Below are 15,670 nucleotides of genomic sequence, written 5' to 3' on the forward strand. Positions count from 1 at the left end.
GGGAATCCTCTGCGAACACCCTCCCGAACAGGAACACTCACACCATGGACACGGTCAGGTTCTTCGAACTCGCAACCGAAGTGTTCGAAGTGCTCGGTGTCCTCGCGATGGTTGTCGGGTTCCTCTTCGCCTTCTTCCTCGCGGTGCGCGCGTGGAAGCGGACCGGAGACGGCACTCAGGCGTTCAAGACCCTGCGGGAGTCGCTCGGGGGCGCGATCCTGCTCGGCCTGGAATTGCTCGTCGCAGCAGACATCGTCAAGACGGTCACCTCGACGCCGTCGCTGACCGATGCCGCCGTCCTGGGAGTGATCGTGCTGATCCGCACCGTGCTGAGCCTGTCCATCGAGATCGAAATCGACGGTGTCGCACCGTGGCGGAAGGCGTTCGTGACCGGACCGCAGGTGCTCGCCCATGCGGCGCGCTCGTCCGCGGGGCAGGAGCCGAGTTCGGGCCGGTGAGTCGCCGGCCCGAACCGGTCACACCGTCTGCGGCCGCTTGCGCAGCCGGGTGTTGAGCACACCGAGCGCTGCGATGACGAGGAACAGGACGCACGTCGAGATCAGCTGGGTGCGGGCGTCGGTGTCGAAGAGCATGAGGACGACGAAACCGGCGAGCATTGCGAGCGTGACGTAGCTGAGCCACGGGAACAGCCACATCCGCACGGTCAGCTTGCCTTCGCGTTCGAGCTGCGGGCGCAGTCTCAGATGCGAGACGACGATGAAGATCCAGATGACCAGGAGCGCCGAACCGACGGCGTTCAGGAGAAGTCCCAGGAGGTCGTCCGGCAGCCACCAGTTGAGCAGGACGCTGACGAAACCGAAGAACACCGACAGCAGCACCGCATTGAGGGGCACCCCGGAATTCGAGATCCGGGCCATGAACGCGGGACCGTCGCCGCGCCGGGACAGCGAGTACGCCATCCGCGACGTGCCGTAGATGTTGGCGTTGAACGCCGACAACAACGCGACCACGACCACCAGTTCCATGAACCCGGCCACGTACGGGATGTGCGCCTGGTTGAGGACGGCCACGAACGGTCCGCTCTTCAGGTCCGAGGAATCCCAGGGAAGGACGAGGACCATGATCGAGATCGAACCGAGGTAGAAGACGCTGATACGCCAGACGACGCTGCGCACCGCCACGGCGATCGACCGCTCGGGGTCCTCGGATTCAGCGGCGGCGATGGTCACGATCTCGATGCCGCCGAAGGCGAACGCCACCACCAGTAGTCCCGCGGCGACCCCGGCGAAGCCTTCCGGCATGAAGCCGCCGTGGCCGAAGAGGTTGGTGGTGCCCACCGGTTCGGTGTCCGGCAGCAGGCCGAACACCAGCAGCACGCCGATCACCAGGAACGCGATGATGACGGTAACCTTGATGGCGGCGAACCAGAACTCGAACTCGCCGAAGTTGCTGACCTTCGCGAGGTTGACGGCCGCGAAGAAGATCACGAACACGAGGGCGACGACCCATTGCGGCACGCCGGGCAGCCAGCCGCTCACGATGCCGGACGCGCCGGTGATCTCGGCGCCGAGCACCATGATCAGCATGAACCAGTAGAGCCAGCCCATCACGAATCCGGCCCACTCGCCGATGCCGATCCGCGCGTAGTGCGAGAACGATCCGCTGGCGGGGATTGCCGCTCCCATCTCGCCGAGCATCCGCATCACGAAGACGACGATGATGCCGGCGAGAAGGTAGGAGACGAGGACGGCGGGACCGGCGGTCGCGATGCCGACACCGGTGCCGAGGAACAGTCCGGCACCGATCGCGGAACCGAGGCCCATCATCGTGAGGTGACGGACCTTCAGGCCCCGGCCCAGGGTGCTGGTCGAATCGGTCATGGTGCCGGGTGTTCGCGTACCGCTCACCGGGTCAGTCGTTTGCGTGCAGAGCGGCGTTCAGTTCCACGCCGGTGCCCTTCCACGGCACGACCTCGACGGCTCCCGACACGGAGTTGCGACGGAACAGCAGGTTGGACTGGCCGTTGAGTTCCTTGGCCTTCACGACGGTGCCGTCCGGCCCGGTGACCTTGGTGCCCGCGGTCACGTACAGGCCGGCTTCGAGGACGCAGTCGTCGCCGAGGGAGATGCCGAGACCGGCGTTGGCGCCGAGCAGGCAGCGCTTGCCGACGGAGATGGTCTCCTTGCCGCCGCCGGACAGGGTGCCCATGATTGACGCGCCGCCGCCCACGTCGGATCCGTCGTCGACGACGACGCCGGCGGAGATACGGCCTTCGACCATGGAGTTGCCGAGCGTGCCGGCGTTGAAGTTGACGAAGCCCTCGTGCATCACGGTGGTGCCGCTTGCCAGGTGGGCGCCGAGGCGGACGCGGTCGGCGTCGGCGATGCGGACGCCGGACGGCACGACGTAGTCGACCATGCGCGGGAACTTGTCGACACCGAACACGGTGACCACGCCGCGGATGCGCAGACGCGACCGCACCTTCTCGAAGCCCTCGACCGCACAGGGACCGAAGTTGGTCCACACCACGTTGGACAGCAATCCGAACAGACCGTCGAGGTTGACGCCGTGCGGGGTCACGAGGCGATGCGAGAGGAGGTGAAGGCGCAGGTAGGCGTCGTGCGCGTCGACCGGCGGCGCCGACAGGTCGGCGATGGTGGTGCGCACCACGACCTGGTCGACCTCACGCGCTTCGTCGGGTCCGGCGAGGAGTGCCAGATCGGAAGGGATGTCGCCACCCTCGATCCGCACGGTGCCCGCCTCGTCGAAGTTTCCCAGCTCGGGCGCCGGGAACCAGGTGTCGAGAACCGTGCCGCCGACGGTCACGTTGGCGATGCCTACTGCTGATGCTCCCTGTGTGCTCACGGCAGTAAAGGTTACTGCCTCATTACTCGGGCATTCCCAGCGGTCGTTATCGGGGCGTGATCGAAACGAAACCGAGCGGGTTCCGGCCATGTGGGGGACCATGCACGGGGCACGTGAGACACACCGGGAAAGGTCGTGGGAATGCGCATTTCGCACTGGGGTCGATTCATCGGAGGAGGCGTGCGGGCCGTGGCCGCGGGCGCACTGCTCGCCGGGGCCGTGTCGGTGGTGGCGCCGCAGACCGCGTCCGCCGCTCCGGTGTGCCCGGGCGCCGGCCAGGCACCGGTCCTCGTCGGGCGGGTGCCCGGAGCGGCGCTCGAGGGCGTCGCCGTGGACGGCGGCGGCCGCCTCTACACGACGGACCTTCTGAGCGGGCGGGTGTTCCGCCTCGACGCCCCGGGAACCCCCGCGGTCCCGGTCGCGACGGTGCCGGACGGCGGGGCCGGGGCGCTGGCCTGGGCGTCGGACGGTTCCCTGCTGGTGGGGTACGGCGCGGACGCCCGCGTGTTCCTCGGCGACATCCTGCGCCCGGGTGCGATCGCGAAACTGAACACCGCGACCAACGTGCTCACCCCGTTCGTATCGGGGCTGAGCGCCGCGAACGGACTCGATGTCACCGCCGACGGAACCGCATACGCCACCAACGACTTCGGAACCCAGATCGGACGGGTGTTCCCCGACGGGCGGGTGGAGCCCCACTGGGCGACGCTGCCCAGCGCCAACGGCGCGGTGCTCGGCGCGGACGATCGGTACCTCTACGTGTCGCGGACGTTCGTGAATCCGGGCGTGAGCCGGATCCCGCTCGCGAACCCCGGAGCGCCCGAGAGCATCCTCGACCTGGCCGGTCTCGACAACTTCGCCGCTCCCGACGGCCTGGCCCTGGACTCGCGAGGCCGTCCGGTGGTCCCGGCCAACGTGCGCGGCGAGATCTGGCGGCTCGACTCGCCGGGGCAGTACTGCGTGCTGGCCTCCGGTCTGCCGACGTCGAGCATGGTCGTCTACGGGCAGGGGTCCGGCGGCTTCTCGGCGGGACGGCTGTTCCGCATCGGTTTCGACGGTGCGATCTACGAGATCCCGGGCGGCTTCGACGGGTAGCAACGCCCGAGCGGGCGGACGGGTCGGCTTAGGGTGGACGGGTGAGCCCACTCGACCTCCACGCCGATCCCATCGACCTCACCGCCGCCCTGGTGGACATCCCGAGCGTCTCGCACGACGAGTCGGCGATCGCCGCAGCCGTCGAGTCGGCGCTGCGGGAGCAGACCACCGGTTTCGAGATCATCCGCAACGGGAACGCCGTACTCGCCCGGACCGATCGGGGGCTGCCGAGCCGGGTGATGCTCGCCGGTCACCTCGACACGGTGCCGATCGCCGACAACGTGCCCTCGCGGCGTGAGGGCGATCTGCTGCACGGATGCGGAACGGTCGACATGAAGTCGGGCGACGCGGTGTTCCTGCACCTCGCCGCCACCATCGAGAATCTCGCGCACGATCTGACCCTGGTGTTCTACGACTGCGAAGAGATCGCGGCCGTCCACAACGGGCTCGGACGGATCGAACGCGAGATCCCCGAGTGGCTGCGCGCGGACGTGGCGATCCTCGGCGAGCCGACGGGAGGCCTCATCGAGGCGGGATGTCAGGGCACGTTGCGGGTGACGCTGACCACCCGCGGCACCCGCGCGCACTCCGCGAGATCGTGGCTGGGCGACAACGCGATCCACCGCTTCGCCCCGGTTCTGCAGCGGTTGTCGGACTACACCGCGCGGTCGGTGGACATCGACGGCTGCGTGTACCGGGAGGGGTTGTCCGCCGTGCGGATCGCAGGCGGCGTCGCAGGCAACGTGGTGCCCGACGCGGCGGAGATGGACGTGAACTTCCGCTTCGCCCCCGACCGCAGCGCCGAGCAGGCGATCGACCACGTGCGGGAGGTCTTCGACGGGATCGAGCTGGGTTTCGAGGTCACGGACCTGTCGCCGGGAGCCCTGCCCGGGTTGAGCGACCCGGCGGCTGCGGCCCTGATCGAGGCGGCGGGTGGCGAGTTCCGCGCCAAGTACGGGTGGACCGACGTCTCGCGGTTCTCCGCGCTCGGCATCCCGGCCGTGAACTACGGTCCCGGCGACCCGAACTTCGCCCACAAGCGGGACGAGCACGTGCCCGTGCAGCAGATCACCGACGTGACGACGGTGCTGCGCGCCTATCTGAGCGCCCCGTGACTGCCCGGTGCCCCGAACGGGCCACCCGCTAGCCTGGGGCGCATGGCACCCGAGAAGAACACTCACGGCCGGAAGTCCTCGTCCGTGAAGCACCGGGGTCCGGTGCAGTTGAGGCGCGCCCGCAAGGACGACACCACCACCACCGACGAGCGGTTGCTCGACGAGCGGGGCTCGACCGACTGGGTGCACACCGACCCCTGGCGGGTACTGCGGATCCAGAGCGAGTTCATCGAGGGGTTCGGTGCCCTGGCCGAGGTGCCGCGCGCGGTCACCGTCTTCGGTTCCGCTCGCACACCGGACGGCCACCCGGAGTACGAAGCGGCTCGGGCGCTGGGTGCGCGCCTGGCCGAGGCGGGTTACGCCGTCATGACCGGCGGCGGCCCCGGCGTCATGGAGGCGGCCAACCGCGGTGCCAGCGAATCGGGTGGTTACTCCATCGGCCTCGGTATCGAGCTACCGTTCGAGGAGGGCCTCAACGAGTGGGTCGACCTCGGCATCAACTTTCGCTACTTCTTCGCGCGCAAGACGATGTTCGTGAAGTACTCGCAGGCGTTCATCTGCCTGCCCGGCGGGTTCGGGACGCTCGACGAGCTGTTCGAGGCGCTGACTCTGGTGCAGACGCGCAAGGTCACGAGATTCCCGATCGTCCTGTTCGGCACCGAGTACTGGTCCGGGCTGGTGGACTGGTTGCGGGGAACTCTCCAGCGCAGCGGCAAGATCTCGGAAGGTGACGTCAATCTCTTGCACGTCACGGACAGTGTGGAGGAAGCGGTGCAGATCGTCATACGGTCGCAGCAGGGTGTCGACGAAGCTGCCCTGCTCGGAACGGAGGATCAGTGGTGATGCCGAAAACTGTTCCGACGCAACCGTTCTCGGTGTGCGTCTACTGCGCGTCCGGCCCCGTCGACGACCATTTTCTGGAACTCGCGGCCCGGGTCGGCACCGAAATCGGTAAGCGCGGTTGGCAACTCGTGTCCGGCGGCGGCAACGTCTCGATGATGGGCGCGGTGGCCGAGGCCGCCCGCGCGGCCGGGGCCACGACCGTCGGTGTCATCCCGAAAGCGCTGGTGCACAGGGAAGTCGCCGACGTCGACGCCGACGAGCTGGTGGTCACCGACACCATGCGCCAGCGCAAGCAGATCATGGAGGACCGGGCCGACGCGTTCGTGACTCTGCCCGGCGGTATCGGCACGCTCGAGGAGCTGTTCGAAACGTGGACCGCGGGCTATCTCGGCATGCACGAGAAGCCGGTGGTCCTGCTGGATCCGCACGGTCACTACACGGGGCTGCTCGACTGGCTCGACGGGCTGCGGGGCGGCGGTTTCGTGGCGCAGCGCGCCCTCGACAGGCTGCTCGTCCGGTCCGATGTCGGGGAGGCACTGGACGCCTGCGTGTCCTGAGGCGGCGTCCGGTCCGCGTCGTGGCGCACGTTGTTACCGTGCAGTAAGGTGACCTGACTCATACTGCAGGCCTGAGGGGATGTCATGCGTTCTGAAGCTCGTTCGACGATCGGGGTGGTCGACCTCGCGAAGCGGCTGCCGGCCATGATTCCGGAGCTGCCGATCATGGCGAAGGGGGTCCTCGGCCTGATCCGGACCCCCGACGCGAGGGAATCGATCGGCCTCGTCTTCCAGCGCGCCGCCGCAGCGCACCCGCGCCGCACGTTCCTGCGGTTCGAGGGCGAATCGCTGAGCTACCGGAACGCCAACATCCGCGTGAACCGCTACGCCCACGTGCTCGCCGACCTCGGCGTGGCACGCGGGGACGTCGTCGGGATCCTCGGTAAGAACTCGCCCGAGACGCTGCTCATCGCCCTCGCCGCGGTCAAGCTCGGCGCCGCCGCCGGGATGCTGAACCACAACCAGCGCGGAGATGTACTGGCCCACAGCATCTCGCTGCTCGACAGCCGGGTCCTGGTGGTGTCCGAGGCGTGCGGCGAGGCCATGGACTCGCTCGACGAACCGCCCGCCGTGCCCTCGGTGCTGTACTTCGACGACCTCGACCGCCTCGCCGGGAAGGCCGGGGACGACAACCCCGAGGTGTGCGAGCAGATCCAGGCCCGGGAGAAGGCCTTCTACATCTTCACCTCCGGCACCACGGGACTGCCGAAGGCCAGCCTGATGAGCCATTTCCGCTGGCTCAAGAGCATGTCCGGACTCGGCAACATGGGCGTCCGGCTGCGTGGCAGCGACGTCCTCTACTGCTGCCTGCCGCTCTATCACAACAACGCGCTGACGGTGTCGCTGTCCTCGGTGCTCGGGTCGGGTGCGACGCTCGCACTGGGCAAGCAGTTCTCGGCGTCCAAGTTCTGGGCCGACGTCGAACTGAACCGGGCCACCGCGTTCACCTACATCGGCGAGCTGTGCCGGTACCTGCTGAACCAGCCCGAGAAGCCCGGCGACCGCGACAATTCCATCCGGCTGATGGTCGGGAACGGTCTCCGTCCGGAGATCTGGTCCGAGTTCACCACCCGGTTCGGGATCTCCCGGGTCGCCGAGTTCTACGGCGCCAGCGAGTGCAACATCGCGTTCGTCAACGCGCTCAACGTCGACCGGACGGCGGGCATCTGCCCCCTGCCGCACGCGGTGGTCGAGTACGACGAGGACAGCGGATCGCCGCGGCGGCACTCCGGCGGCAAGCTGCGGAAGGTGCGCACCGGCGACGTCGGACTGCTGCTGTCGAAGGTGACGGACCGGGCGCCGTTCGACGGGTACACCGATGAGGAGGCCACCGACAAGAAGCTCGTCCGCGACGGCTTCGAGGACGGCGACTGCTGGTTCGACACCGGCGACCTGGTGCGCCGCCAGGGCTGGTCGCACGTGGCGTTCGTGGACCGGCTCGGCGACACGTTCCGCTGGAAGGGGGAGAACGTCGCGACCACCGAGGTCGAGGGCGCACTCCTCGCGCATCCCGCGGTCGAGCACGCCGTCGTCTACGGCGTCGAGATCCCCGGGACCGACGGTCGCGCGGGGATGGCCGCGGTGACGTTGCACGAGAACGAGAAGTTCGACGGCGCCGACGTCGCGGAGTTGCTGTTCCAGCGGCTGCCGTCGTACGCGGTGCCGCTGTTCGTCCGCATCGTCGATTCCCTCGAGCAGACGTCGACGTTCAAGAGCCGCAAGGTGGAACTCCGCAAGGAGGGTTACGACGTCGAGGACACAGACACGTTGCACGTGCTGTCCGGGCGCAGCGACGGCTACAAGCCCTCGTACGACGGGTACGTCGACGAAGTGGCGAAGGGTTCGCTGCCCAAGGGGTGATGCGCCTTCGGCGCCCGTGAGTACTTGTCAACCGCCCGCCGTTAACAAGTACTCACGGGTGGTTTCGATTTCGCTGCGTGCCAATATTGGTGACATGGCCGAGACAGACGTACCGCCCGCGCCCGACCACCCGTCGCCCACGCTGTGCGGGCGCCCCGTGGCGGTCGATCGTGCGCTCGTGATGGCCATCGTGAACCGGACACCCGATTCGTTCTACGACCGCGGTGCCACGTTCACCGATTCCGCCGCCATGTCGGCGGTCGAACGGGCTGTGGACGAGGGTGCCGACCTCGTCGACATCGGGGGTGTGAAGGCCGGACCGGGTGACGTCGTCGACTCCGCGGAAGAGACCCGGCGGGTGGTGCCGTTCGTGGCCGCGATCCGCGAGCGCTACCCGGAGTTGCTCATCAGCGTCGACACCTGGCGTAGCGACGTGGCCCGGCTCGCCGTCGCCGAGGGTGCCGATCTCATCAACGACACGTGGGCCGGCGCCGATCCTGCGCTCGTCGAGGTGGCCGCGGAGACGGGTGCCGGCATCGTCTGCTCACACACCGGGGGAGCGGTTCCGCGGACCCGCCCGTTCCGCGTCCGCTACACCGACGTCGTCGCGGACGTCCTCCGGGAAGTGGTGTCGGCCGCCGAGAACGCGGCCCGGCTGGGTGTGCCCGCCGACTCGATCCTCATCGATCCGACCCACGATTTCGGGAAAAACACCTATCACGGGCTCGAGTTGTTGCGGCGAGTGGAAGATCTTGTAAATACGGGATGGCCAGTGCTCATGGCGCTGAGCAACAAGGACTTCGTCGGGGAGACTCTAGGGGTAGATCTCGTCGAGCGGTTGGAGGGAACATTGGCAGCGACAGCGATGGCCGCCGCAGGAGGCGCCCGTGTCTTCCGTGTCCACGAAGTTGCCCCCACGCGTCGAGTGGTGGACATGGTGGCCGCGATTCAAGGCCGGCGCGCACCGTCCCGCACCGTGCGGGGGCTGGCATGAGTGCCGTGGGGGCCCGGGCGGCCCGCACGATGGTGGCGGAGGAGCGAACCCCACGCAGCTGGGCCGAGGCGAACAGCTGGGACCAGCCGTCGTGGAGCATCGCCGAACTCGAACGGGCCAAGGCTGGGCGCACCGTCTCGGTGGTCCTGCCGGCGCTCAACGAGGAGGAGACCGTCGCCGCGGTGGTGGACACGATCCACCCGTTGCTCGGTGGTCTGGTGGACGAGTTGATCGTGCTCGATTCGGGATCGACGGACCTGACGGCGGAACGCGCACGCGCGGCGGGCGCCACCGTCATCAGCCGGGAGGAGGCGGTGCCCGCGTTCCCGCCCGTGGCGGGCAAGGGCGAGGTGCTGTGGCGTTCCGTCGCCGCGAGCACCGGTGACCTCATCGCCTTCGTCGACTCGGATCTCATCAACCCGGATCCGGCCTTCGTCCCGAAGCTGCTGGGACCGCTGCTGACGGCCGACGGCATCCATCTCGTGAAGGGCTACTACCGCCGTCCGCTCCGCCTCAGCGGCACGGAGGACGCCAACGGAGGTGGCCGGGTGACCGAACTCGTGGCGCGTCCCATGCTGGCCTCGCTCCGGCCGGAGCTGACGTGTGTGCTGCAGCCGCTGGGCGGCGAGTACGCGGGCACCCGGGAGTTGCTGTCGGCGGTTCCGTTCGCCCCCGGCTACGGCGTCGAGATCGGCCTGCTGCTCGACACGTACGACCGTCTCGGACTCGGTGCGATCGGGCAGGTCAATCTGGGGGTGCGCAAGCACCGCAACCGCCCGCTGTCCGAACTCGGGGTGATGAGCAGGCAGATCATCGGCACGATGATGCGGCGCTGCGGGGTGCCCGACTCCGGGGCGGGTCTGACCCAGTTCCTGGTGGACGGCGACTCCTTCGTTCCGACGACGACGGACGTCGCGCTGGCCGACCGCCCGCCGATGAACACGGTGTGCCCCTGACCGCGCGCCCCTGAAGGAGGTTGCTGTCAGACGTCCGTGACAGGATCGGGGCATGGTGACAGCCCTGCTCTATCTGCTCGTCATGGCGTTCGTCGGCGCGATGCTGTTCCTCGCCGCCAGTGCGGTGTTCGGCCGTTCCGAGGAACTCGCGCCCCTGCCGCCCGGCACCACACTCACGGCCCTGCCCGCCGAGGGTGTGACGGGCGCCGACGTGGAGGCGTTGCGATTCCAGCAGACGCTGCGGGGGTACAAGGCCAGCGAGGTCGACTGGGCGCTGTCCCGGCTGGGCCGTGAAATCGATTCGCTGCGTGAGCAGTTGGCGGCGGTCGAAGCCGCGTCCGAACGGCCGGGGGATGCCTCGTGACAGCCCCCGAGGACCGGGTGCGGTGCGAGTGGGCGGTCGACACGGACGGGTCCCGGCTGTACCGGGACTACCACGACCTCGAGTGGGGTCGTCCGCTGCACGGCCGCGACGAGTTGTACGAGAGGCTGTGCCTCGAAGCGTTCCAGTCGGGACTCTCGTGGATCACGATTCTCCGCAAGCGCGAGGCCTTCCGGGCCGCGTTCGCCGGGTTCGATCCGGAGGCGGTGGCCCGGTACACGGAACGCGACGTGGCGCGCCTGCTCGAGGACGCGTCGATCGTGCGGAACCGGGCCAAGATCGAGGCGTCGGTGAGCAATGCGCGGGCCCTCCTGGAGTTGTCGGACACCGACCTCGACACCCTGCTGTGGTCGTTCGCCCCGCCGCCGCGCCCGAGCCGCCTCGCCACCGTGAACGACGTCCCGGCCGTCACACCGGAGTCCACCGCGATGGCGAAGGAATTGAAGCGCCGAGGGTTCAAATTTGTGGGCCCTACCACTGCTTATGCACTCATGCAGGCCACCGGGATGGTGGACGACCACGTGGCCGCCTGCTGGGTCCCGATCACTGCCTGAACTGCCGGTGGACCTGCCTATTTGTGACTCAGGTTCCCGGTACTCGTGTCCATAGGGAAGAATGGATGTCACAAGCCTCGCCGAGTGTTGGCGGGGTGCCAAAATTTGTCGAGGCGCAAGCAGGCAGCGCAGATCTGGAGGGAGCAGAGGATGGCGGCCATGAAGCCCCGGACCGGGGACGGTCCCCTCGAAGCAACCAAAGAGGGACGAGGAATCGTCATGCGGGTTCCGCTCGAGGGTGGTGGACGTCTGGTTGTCGAGCTCACCCCGGAGGAAGCTGCCGCACTCGGTGAAGAGCTCAAGGGCGTCACCAGTTAGTCGAGTGCGGAGAGAACCTCACAGGGCAGGCCCCGTCGCCGTTCTCGGTGCGGGGCCTGTTCCGTGTCCGGAACGGGGAGGCGAACGTTCGTGCTGGCCGATGTGACCGACCTGTTGGCGTGCCCGCAGTGCCGGTCCCGTGTGGAACTCGACGACGGCGCGATCCTGTGCGACCAGGGGCATGCCTTCGATGTGGCGCGTCAGGGTTACGTGAGTCTGATGACCGGCGCCGGTGGCAAGTTCGACGGCGACAGCCCCGAAATGATCGCGGCACGTGCGGACTTCCTCGGCGGCGGCAGCTTCGACCCGCTGATGGACGCCGTCGCCGACGCGGTGGTGGCGGGCACCGGGCCCGGCGACGATCCCCGGATCCTCGAGATCGGCGCGGGCACAGGCCACTACCTGGCGCGCGTCCTCGACGCCGTCCCGACCGGCCGGGGAATCGGGCTCGACGTGTCCAAGTATGCGGCGCGGCGCATCGCCAAGGCTCACCCACGCGCCGGCGCAGTGGTTGCCGACGTGTGGCAACACCTTCCGGTGCGGGATCACGTGCTCAGCCACGTCCTGTGCGTGTTCGCGCCGCGCAACGCCGACGAAGCGCACCGGGTGCTCGCCGAGCGCGGCTCCCTGGTGGTCCTCACCCCCACGGAGCGGCACCTGGGGGAGCTCGTGGACCTGCTCGGCATGGTCCGGGTGGACGATCGGAAGGTCGAGCGGCTCGGGGCCGCGATGTCCGGGCGGTTCGAGCGTACCGACCACATGGCCGTGGAGTACCCGATGTCGTTGTCGCACCTCGACGTGGCCCGGCTCGTCGGGATGGGGCCGTCGGCGCGGCACCTCACCCCCGACCGGCTCGCGTCCTCGATCGCGGCGCTGCCGCAGGAATATCCGGTGACGGCGTCGGTGACGGTATCCACCTACGCCCGGCTCTGAGCCCCTCGGTCAGCGCCGGGACAACGCGTCCTGGTAGACGTCGAGCGTCTGCTGTGCGATGGCCGCCCAGGAGAACTCGGCGATCGCCCGCGCCCGCCCGGCCTTGCCCATCGCCTGGGCAGTGCCGGCGTCGGCGGCGATTGCGTTGACCGACTCGGCCAGCGCCTGTTCGAACGCCTCGGGCTCGTACGAGTTGTAGTGCACCAGACGGCCGGTGACCCCGTCCTCCACCACCTCGGGGATACCGCCGACGTCGGACGCCACGACCGCGGTCTCGCAGGCCATGGCCTCGAGGTTCACGATCCCCAGCGGCTCGTACACGGACGGGCACACGAAGACGGTTGCGGCCGACAGGATCTCCCGCACCTGGTCGGTGGGGAGCATTTCCCGCACCCAGAACACGTTGCCCCGGTGCGCCGCGAGCGCGGCCACGGCCTGCTCGGTCTCGGCGGCGATCTCCGGGGTGTCGGGGGCCCCCGCGCACAGCACCAACTGGATCTCGGGCGCGAAGTGGTGTGCTGCGGCGATCAGATGACCGACGCCCTTCTGCCGCGTGATACGGCCCACGAACGCCACCATCGGCTGGTCCGGGTCGACGCCGATCTTGGCGAGGGCGGAGTCCCGCGGACCTGCGGGCCCCGCGTGCCAGACCGACGTGTCGATCCCGTTGCGCACCACGTGGACCCGGTGCGGGTCGACGAACGGGTACGCGTCGAGGACGTCGAGTCGCATCCCGGCGCTCACGGCGATCACCGCGTCGGCGTGCTCGACGGCGTTGCGCTCGGACCACGAGGAGATGCGGTAGCCGCCGCCCAGCTGCTCCGCCTTCCACGGCCTCCGTGGCTCGAGGGAGTGGGCGGTGAGGATGTGGGGCACGTCGTACAACGCGGACGCCAGATGGCCCGCCAGGCCGGTGTACCAGGTGTGGGAGTGCACGACGTCGGCACCGGTCGCGGCGTCGGCCATGCGCAATTCGGCAGACAGCGTCGCGAGTGCCGGATTGGCCCCGGCCAACACGGGATCGGGGGTGTGCACGACCGCTCCGACGCGCGGAGCCCCCATGCAGTGCACGTCCACCTCACACAGCTGCTTCAACTGAGCAACCAGTTCGGTGACGTGTACACCCGCACCGCCATAGATCTCCGGTGGGTATTCCTTGGTCATCATCGCCACCCGCACCGGCCTAACGTAACCGTCCGGGACGCTTCGGGCCACCGCTCTCGGACACATTCAGGTATCGGAGAAACGGTGACTCGGCGCTTCGCTGGCGGGGGGAGTGGCCGCCCGATAGGTTGACAGGGTGAGGAGCCAGCCACATGTGCTTGGAATCGTGCTCGCCGGCGGCGAGGGCAAACGTCTCTATCCGCTCACCGCGGATCGGGCGAAGCCCGCTGTGCCTTTCGGAGGCGCCTACCGGTTGATCGATTTCGTGCTCAGCAATTTGGTCAATGCGGGATACCTCCGCCTGTGTGTTCTGACGCAGTACAAGTCGCACTCGTTGGACCGCCACATCTCTCAGACGTGGCGACTGTCCGGGTTCGCGGGTGAATACATCACTCCCGTTCCCGCGCAGCAACGTCTGGGCCCGCGCTGGTACACCGGTAGTGCGGACGCGATCCTGCAGTCGCTGAACCTCGTCTACGACGAGGATCCCGAGTACATCGTCGTGTTCGGTGCCGACCACGTGTACCGGATGGACCCGGAGCAGATGGTGCAGCACCACATCGAGTCGGGTGCCGGGGTGACGGTGGCCGGGATCCGGGTGCCGCGCAGCGAGGCGTTCGCGTTCGGCTGTATCGACAGCGACGAGTCGGGTCGCATCGTCCAGTTTCTCGAGAAGCCGGCGCATCCGCCGGGCACCCCGGACGACCCCAACATGACGTTCGCGTCGATGGGTAACTACGTGTTCACCACCAAGGTGCTGGTCGACGCGATCCGGGCCGACTCCGAGAACTCCGATTCCGACCACGACATGGGCGGCGACATCATCCCCGCGCTCGTCGAGGCGGGTGAGGCGTCCGTGTACGACTTCAAGGACAACATCGTTCCCGGCGCCACCGACCGCGACCGGGGCTACTGGCGCGACGTGGGAACGCTCGACGCATTCTACGACGCCCACATGGACCTCGTGTCGGTCCACCCGATCTTCAACCTCTACAACCGTCGGTGGCCGATCCGCGGTGAGACGGAGAACCTCGCGCCCGCCAAGTTCGTGCAGGGCGGCCTCGCGCAGGAGTCCGTGGTCGGGGCCGGGTGCATTCTGTCGGCGGCCACGGTGCGCAACTCCGTGCTCAGCTCCAACGTGATGGTCGACAGCGGCGCGACGGTCGAGGGCAGCGTCCTCATGCCCGGTGTGCGCATCGGCAAGGGCGCCGTGGTACGCCGCGCCATCCTCGACAAGAACGTGGTCGTCGGCGACGGCGAAATCATCGGCGTCGACCTCGAGCGCGACAAGCAACGCTTCGCCGTCAGCAACGGCGGCGTCGTCGCCATCGGCAAGGGCGTCTGGATCTAGCGGGAGGGCCCCGGAACGGGGCTCTCAGAGCTTGGACGCGCAGAGCAGTCCGTCGCCGATCGGCAGGAACACGCGGATCAGCTGGTCGTCCTCGGCGAGTGCCTTCGCGGCCTCGCGGACGGCGACGGTCGCCGCGTCACGCTGGCTCGGGTCGACGACCCGCCCCCCGTGCAGGGCGTTGTGCAGCACGATCGCGCCGCCCGGACGCAGCAGGCGAACCCCTTCGCGGACGTAGTGCGGGTGATCGACCGGTGCGCTGTCGACGAACACCAGGTCGTACGCCCCGTCGGCGAGCCGCGGCAGGACGTCGAGTGCCCGGCCGTTGATCAGCCGGGTCCGGGCCGGTGCGATGTCGTTGGTCCGGAACGACAGCTTGGCGGCCCGCTGGTGCTCGGGTTCACTGTCGATGGTGGTGAGGACGCCGTCCTCGCGCATGCCCCGGAGCAGCCACAAACTGCTCACACCCGCGCCGGTTCCGACCTCGACGACCGTCTTGGCGTCCAGCATGCGGGCAAACAGGGCTAGAGCAGCACCGACCGCGGGAGGCACCGGTCCGGCACCGAGGTCGTCCGCCCGCTCCCTGGCCGCACCGAGGGCCTCGTCTTCACGGACAGCCCCTTCTGCGTGGGTGAGTATCCGTTCGGCGTTTGTCTGCACGCACATGAGGCTATCGGGGTCTCGTCATCGCCGCTGCGAGGCGCGCTCGACGACAATGCCGCGAC

17 protein-coding genes are annotated in these 15,670 nt (G+C 68.5%); 13 read left to right on the forward strand and 4 right to left on the reverse strand.

What is annotated here, in order from left to right; genetic code table 11:
• Positions 1 to 44: 44 nt before the first annotated feature.
• Positions 45 to 458 carry a DUF1622 domain-containing protein gene (locus CJ177_RS03075; protein WP_005239218.1) on the forward strand — a complete coding sequence of 138 codons (414 nt, stop codon included), beginning with the start codon at positions 45 to 47 and terminating at the stop codon, positions 456 to 458.
• An 18-nt stretch (positions 459 to 476) separates the two neighbouring features.
• On the opposite strand, the gene CJ177_RS03080 is transcribed toward CJ177_RS03075, so the two are convergent.
• Positions 477 to 1,868: an amino acid permease gene (locus CJ177_RS03080; RefSeq protein WP_306453374.1), complete on the reverse strand. Its 1,392-nt coding sequence runs from the start codon at positions 1,866 to 1,868 to the stop codon at positions 477 to 479.
• A gap of 4 nt (positions 1,869 to 1,872) precedes the next feature.
• On the reverse strand, positions 1,873 to 2,826 hold the full coding sequence (dapD, locus tag CJ177_RS03085) for a 2,3,4,5-tetrahydropyridine-2,6-dicarboxylate N-succinyltransferase (protein WP_061046243.1): 954 nt from the start codon (positions 2,824 to 2,826) through the stop codon (positions 1,873 to 1,875).
• Between the two features lie 141 nt (positions 2,827 to 2,967).
• On the opposite strand from dapD, the gene CJ177_RS03090 reads away from it, so the two are divergent.
• From CJ177_RS03090 to CJ177_RS03140, 11 genes are all read left to right on the forward strand, one after another.
• Positions 2,968 to 3,921: an SMP-30/gluconolactonase/LRE family protein gene (locus CJ177_RS03090; RefSeq protein WP_095867261.1), complete on the forward strand. Its 954-nt coding sequence runs from the start codon at positions 2,968 to 2,970 to the stop codon at positions 3,919 to 3,921.
• A 41-nt stretch (positions 3,922 to 3,962) separates the two neighbouring features.
• Positions 3,963 to 5,036: a succinyl-diaminopimelate desuccinylase gene (gene dapE, locus CJ177_RS03095; RefSeq protein WP_005239228.1), complete on the forward strand. Its 1,074-nt coding sequence runs from the start codon at positions 3,963 to 3,965 to the stop codon at positions 5,034 to 5,036.
• A gap of 42 nt (positions 5,037 to 5,078) precedes the next feature.
• Positions 5,079 to 5,879, forward strand: coding sequence for a TIGR00730 family Rossman fold protein (locus CJ177_RS03100; RefSeq protein ID WP_095867262.1), 801 nt, complete (start codon positions 5,079 to 5,081; stop codon positions 5,877 to 5,879).
• Positions 5,879 to 6,436, forward strand: a complete 558-nt coding sequence (locus tag CJ177_RS03105; RefSeq protein WP_061046246.1) for a TIGR00730 family Rossman fold protein — start codon at positions 5,879 to 5,881, stop codon at positions 6,434 to 6,436. The genes CJ177_RS03100 and CJ177_RS03105 overlap by 1 nt, the downstream gene beginning before the upstream one ends.
• Positions 6,437 to 6,520: 84 nt before the next feature.
• Entirely contained in the window at positions 6,521 to 8,296 is a 1,776-nt protein-coding gene (locus CJ177_RS03110) for a long-chain-acyl-CoA synthetase (protein WP_095867263.1), read from the forward strand.
• Positions 8,297 to 8,390: 94 nt separating this feature from the next.
• Positions 8,391 to 9,290: a dihydropteroate synthase gene (gene folP, locus CJ177_RS03115; protein ID WP_005239236.1), complete on the forward strand. Its 900-nt coding sequence runs from the start codon at positions 8,391 to 8,393 to the stop codon at positions 9,288 to 9,290.
• Complete coding sequence (locus tag CJ177_RS03120) at positions 9,287 to 10,246, forward strand: glucosyl-3-phosphoglycerate synthase (RefSeq protein ID WP_011598038.1); 960 nt, start codon at positions 9,287 to 9,289, stop codon at positions 10,244 to 10,246. The genes folP and CJ177_RS03120 overlap by 4 nt, the downstream gene beginning before the upstream one ends.
• Before the next feature lie 52 nt (positions 10,247 to 10,298).
• Positions 10,299 to 10,610: a DivIVA domain-containing protein gene (locus CJ177_RS03125; protein WP_005239244.1), complete on the forward strand. Its 312-nt coding sequence runs from the start codon at positions 10,299 to 10,301 to the stop codon at positions 10,608 to 10,610.
• Positions 10,607 to 11,182 carry a DNA-3-methyladenine glycosylase I gene (locus CJ177_RS03130; RefSeq protein ID WP_095867264.1) on the forward strand — a complete coding sequence of 192 codons (576 nt, stop codon included), beginning with the start codon at positions 10,607 to 10,609 and terminating at the stop codon, positions 11,180 to 11,182. The genes CJ177_RS03125 and CJ177_RS03130 overlap by 4 nt, the downstream gene beginning before the upstream one ends.
• A 150-nt stretch (positions 11,183 to 11,332) precedes the next feature.
• The gene (locus tag CJ177_RS03135; RefSeq protein ID WP_003936084.1) at positions 11,333 to 11,500 is read left to right on the forward strand and encodes a DUF3117 domain-containing protein; all 168 of its coding nucleotides are present in this window, start codon (positions 11,333 to 11,335) and stop codon (positions 11,498 to 11,500) included.
• Positions 11,501 to 11,590: 90 nt separating this feature from the next.
• On the forward strand, positions 11,591 to 12,433 hold the full coding sequence (locus CJ177_RS03140) for a putative RNA methyltransferase (protein WP_005239249.1): 843 nt from the start codon (positions 11,591 to 11,593) through the stop codon (positions 12,431 to 12,433).
• Between the two features lie 9 nt (positions 12,434 to 12,442).
• Here the strand turns inward: CJ177_RS03140 and glgA are convergent, their stop codons facing one another.
• A complete protein-coding gene (gene glgA / locus CJ177_RS03145; protein ID WP_025432189.1) occupies positions 12,443 to 13,612 on the reverse strand; it encodes a glycogen synthase in 1,170 nt (389 codons plus the stop codon).
• A gap of 121 nt (positions 13,613 to 13,733) precedes the next feature.
• On the opposite strand from glgA, the gene glgC reads away from it, so the two are divergent.
• Complete coding sequence (glgC, locus tag CJ177_RS03150; RefSeq protein ID WP_005239253.1) at positions 13,734 to 14,948, forward strand: glucose-1-phosphate adenylyltransferase; 1,215 nt, start codon at positions 13,734 to 13,736, stop codon at positions 14,946 to 14,948.
• Positions 14,949 to 14,972: 24 nt separating this feature from the next.
• Here the strand turns inward: glgC and CJ177_RS03155 are convergent, their stop codons facing one another.
• Entirely contained in the window at positions 14,973 to 15,611 is a 639-nt protein-coding gene (locus CJ177_RS03155) for an O-methyltransferase (RefSeq protein ID WP_005239255.1), read from the reverse strand.
• Positions 15,612 to 15,670 lie beyond the last annotated feature (59 nt).

Origin of the sequence: Rhodococcus sp. ACPA1, from assembly GCF_002300195.1 — a bacterium.
Lineage (GTDB): Bacteria > Actinomycetota > Actinomycetes > Mycobacteriales > Mycobacteriaceae > Rhodococcus_F > Rhodococcus_F opacus.

Bases quoted from the DNA above. Each gene is read 5' to 3' on its own strand.
- CJ177_RS03105 (WP_061046246.1), top strand. From the start codon at position 5,879: ATGCCGAAAACTGTTCCGACGCAACCGTTCTCGGTGTGCGTCTACTGC.
- CJ177_RS03135 (WP_003936084.1), top strand. From the start codon at position 11,333: ATGGCGGCCATGAAGCCCCGGACCGGGGACGGTCCCCTCGAAGCAACC.
- CJ177_RS03075 (WP_005239218.1), top strand. From the start codon at position 45: ATGGACACGGTCAGGTTCTTCGAACTCGCAACCGAAGTGTTCGAAGTG.
- folP (WP_005239236.1), top strand. From the start codon at position 8,391: ATGGCCGAGACAGACGTACCGCCCGCGCCCGACCACCCGTCGCCCACG.
- CJ177_RS03110 (WP_095867263.1), top strand. From the start codon at position 6,521: ATGCGTTCTGAAGCTCGTTCGACGATCGGGGTGGTCGACCTCGCGAAG.
- CJ177_RS03090 (WP_095867261.1), top strand. From the start codon at position 2,968: ATGCGCATTTCGCACTGGGGTCGATTCATCGGAGGAGGCGTGCGGGCC.
- CJ177_RS03125 (WP_005239244.1), top strand. From the start codon at position 10,299: ATGGTGACAGCCCTGCTCTATCTGCTCGTCATGGCGTTCGTCGGCGCG.
- CJ177_RS03100 (WP_095867262.1), top strand. From the start codon at position 5,079: ATGGCACCCGAGAAGAACACTCACGGCCGGAAGTCCTCGTCCGTGAAG.
- CJ177_RS03120 (WP_011598038.1), top strand. From the start codon at position 9,287: ATGAGTGCCGTGGGGGCCCGGGCGGCCCGCACGATGGTGGCGGAGGAG.
- CJ177_RS03155 (WP_005239255.1), bottom strand. From the start codon at position 15,611: ATGTGCGTGCAGACAAACGCCGAACGGATACTCACCCACGCAGAAGGG.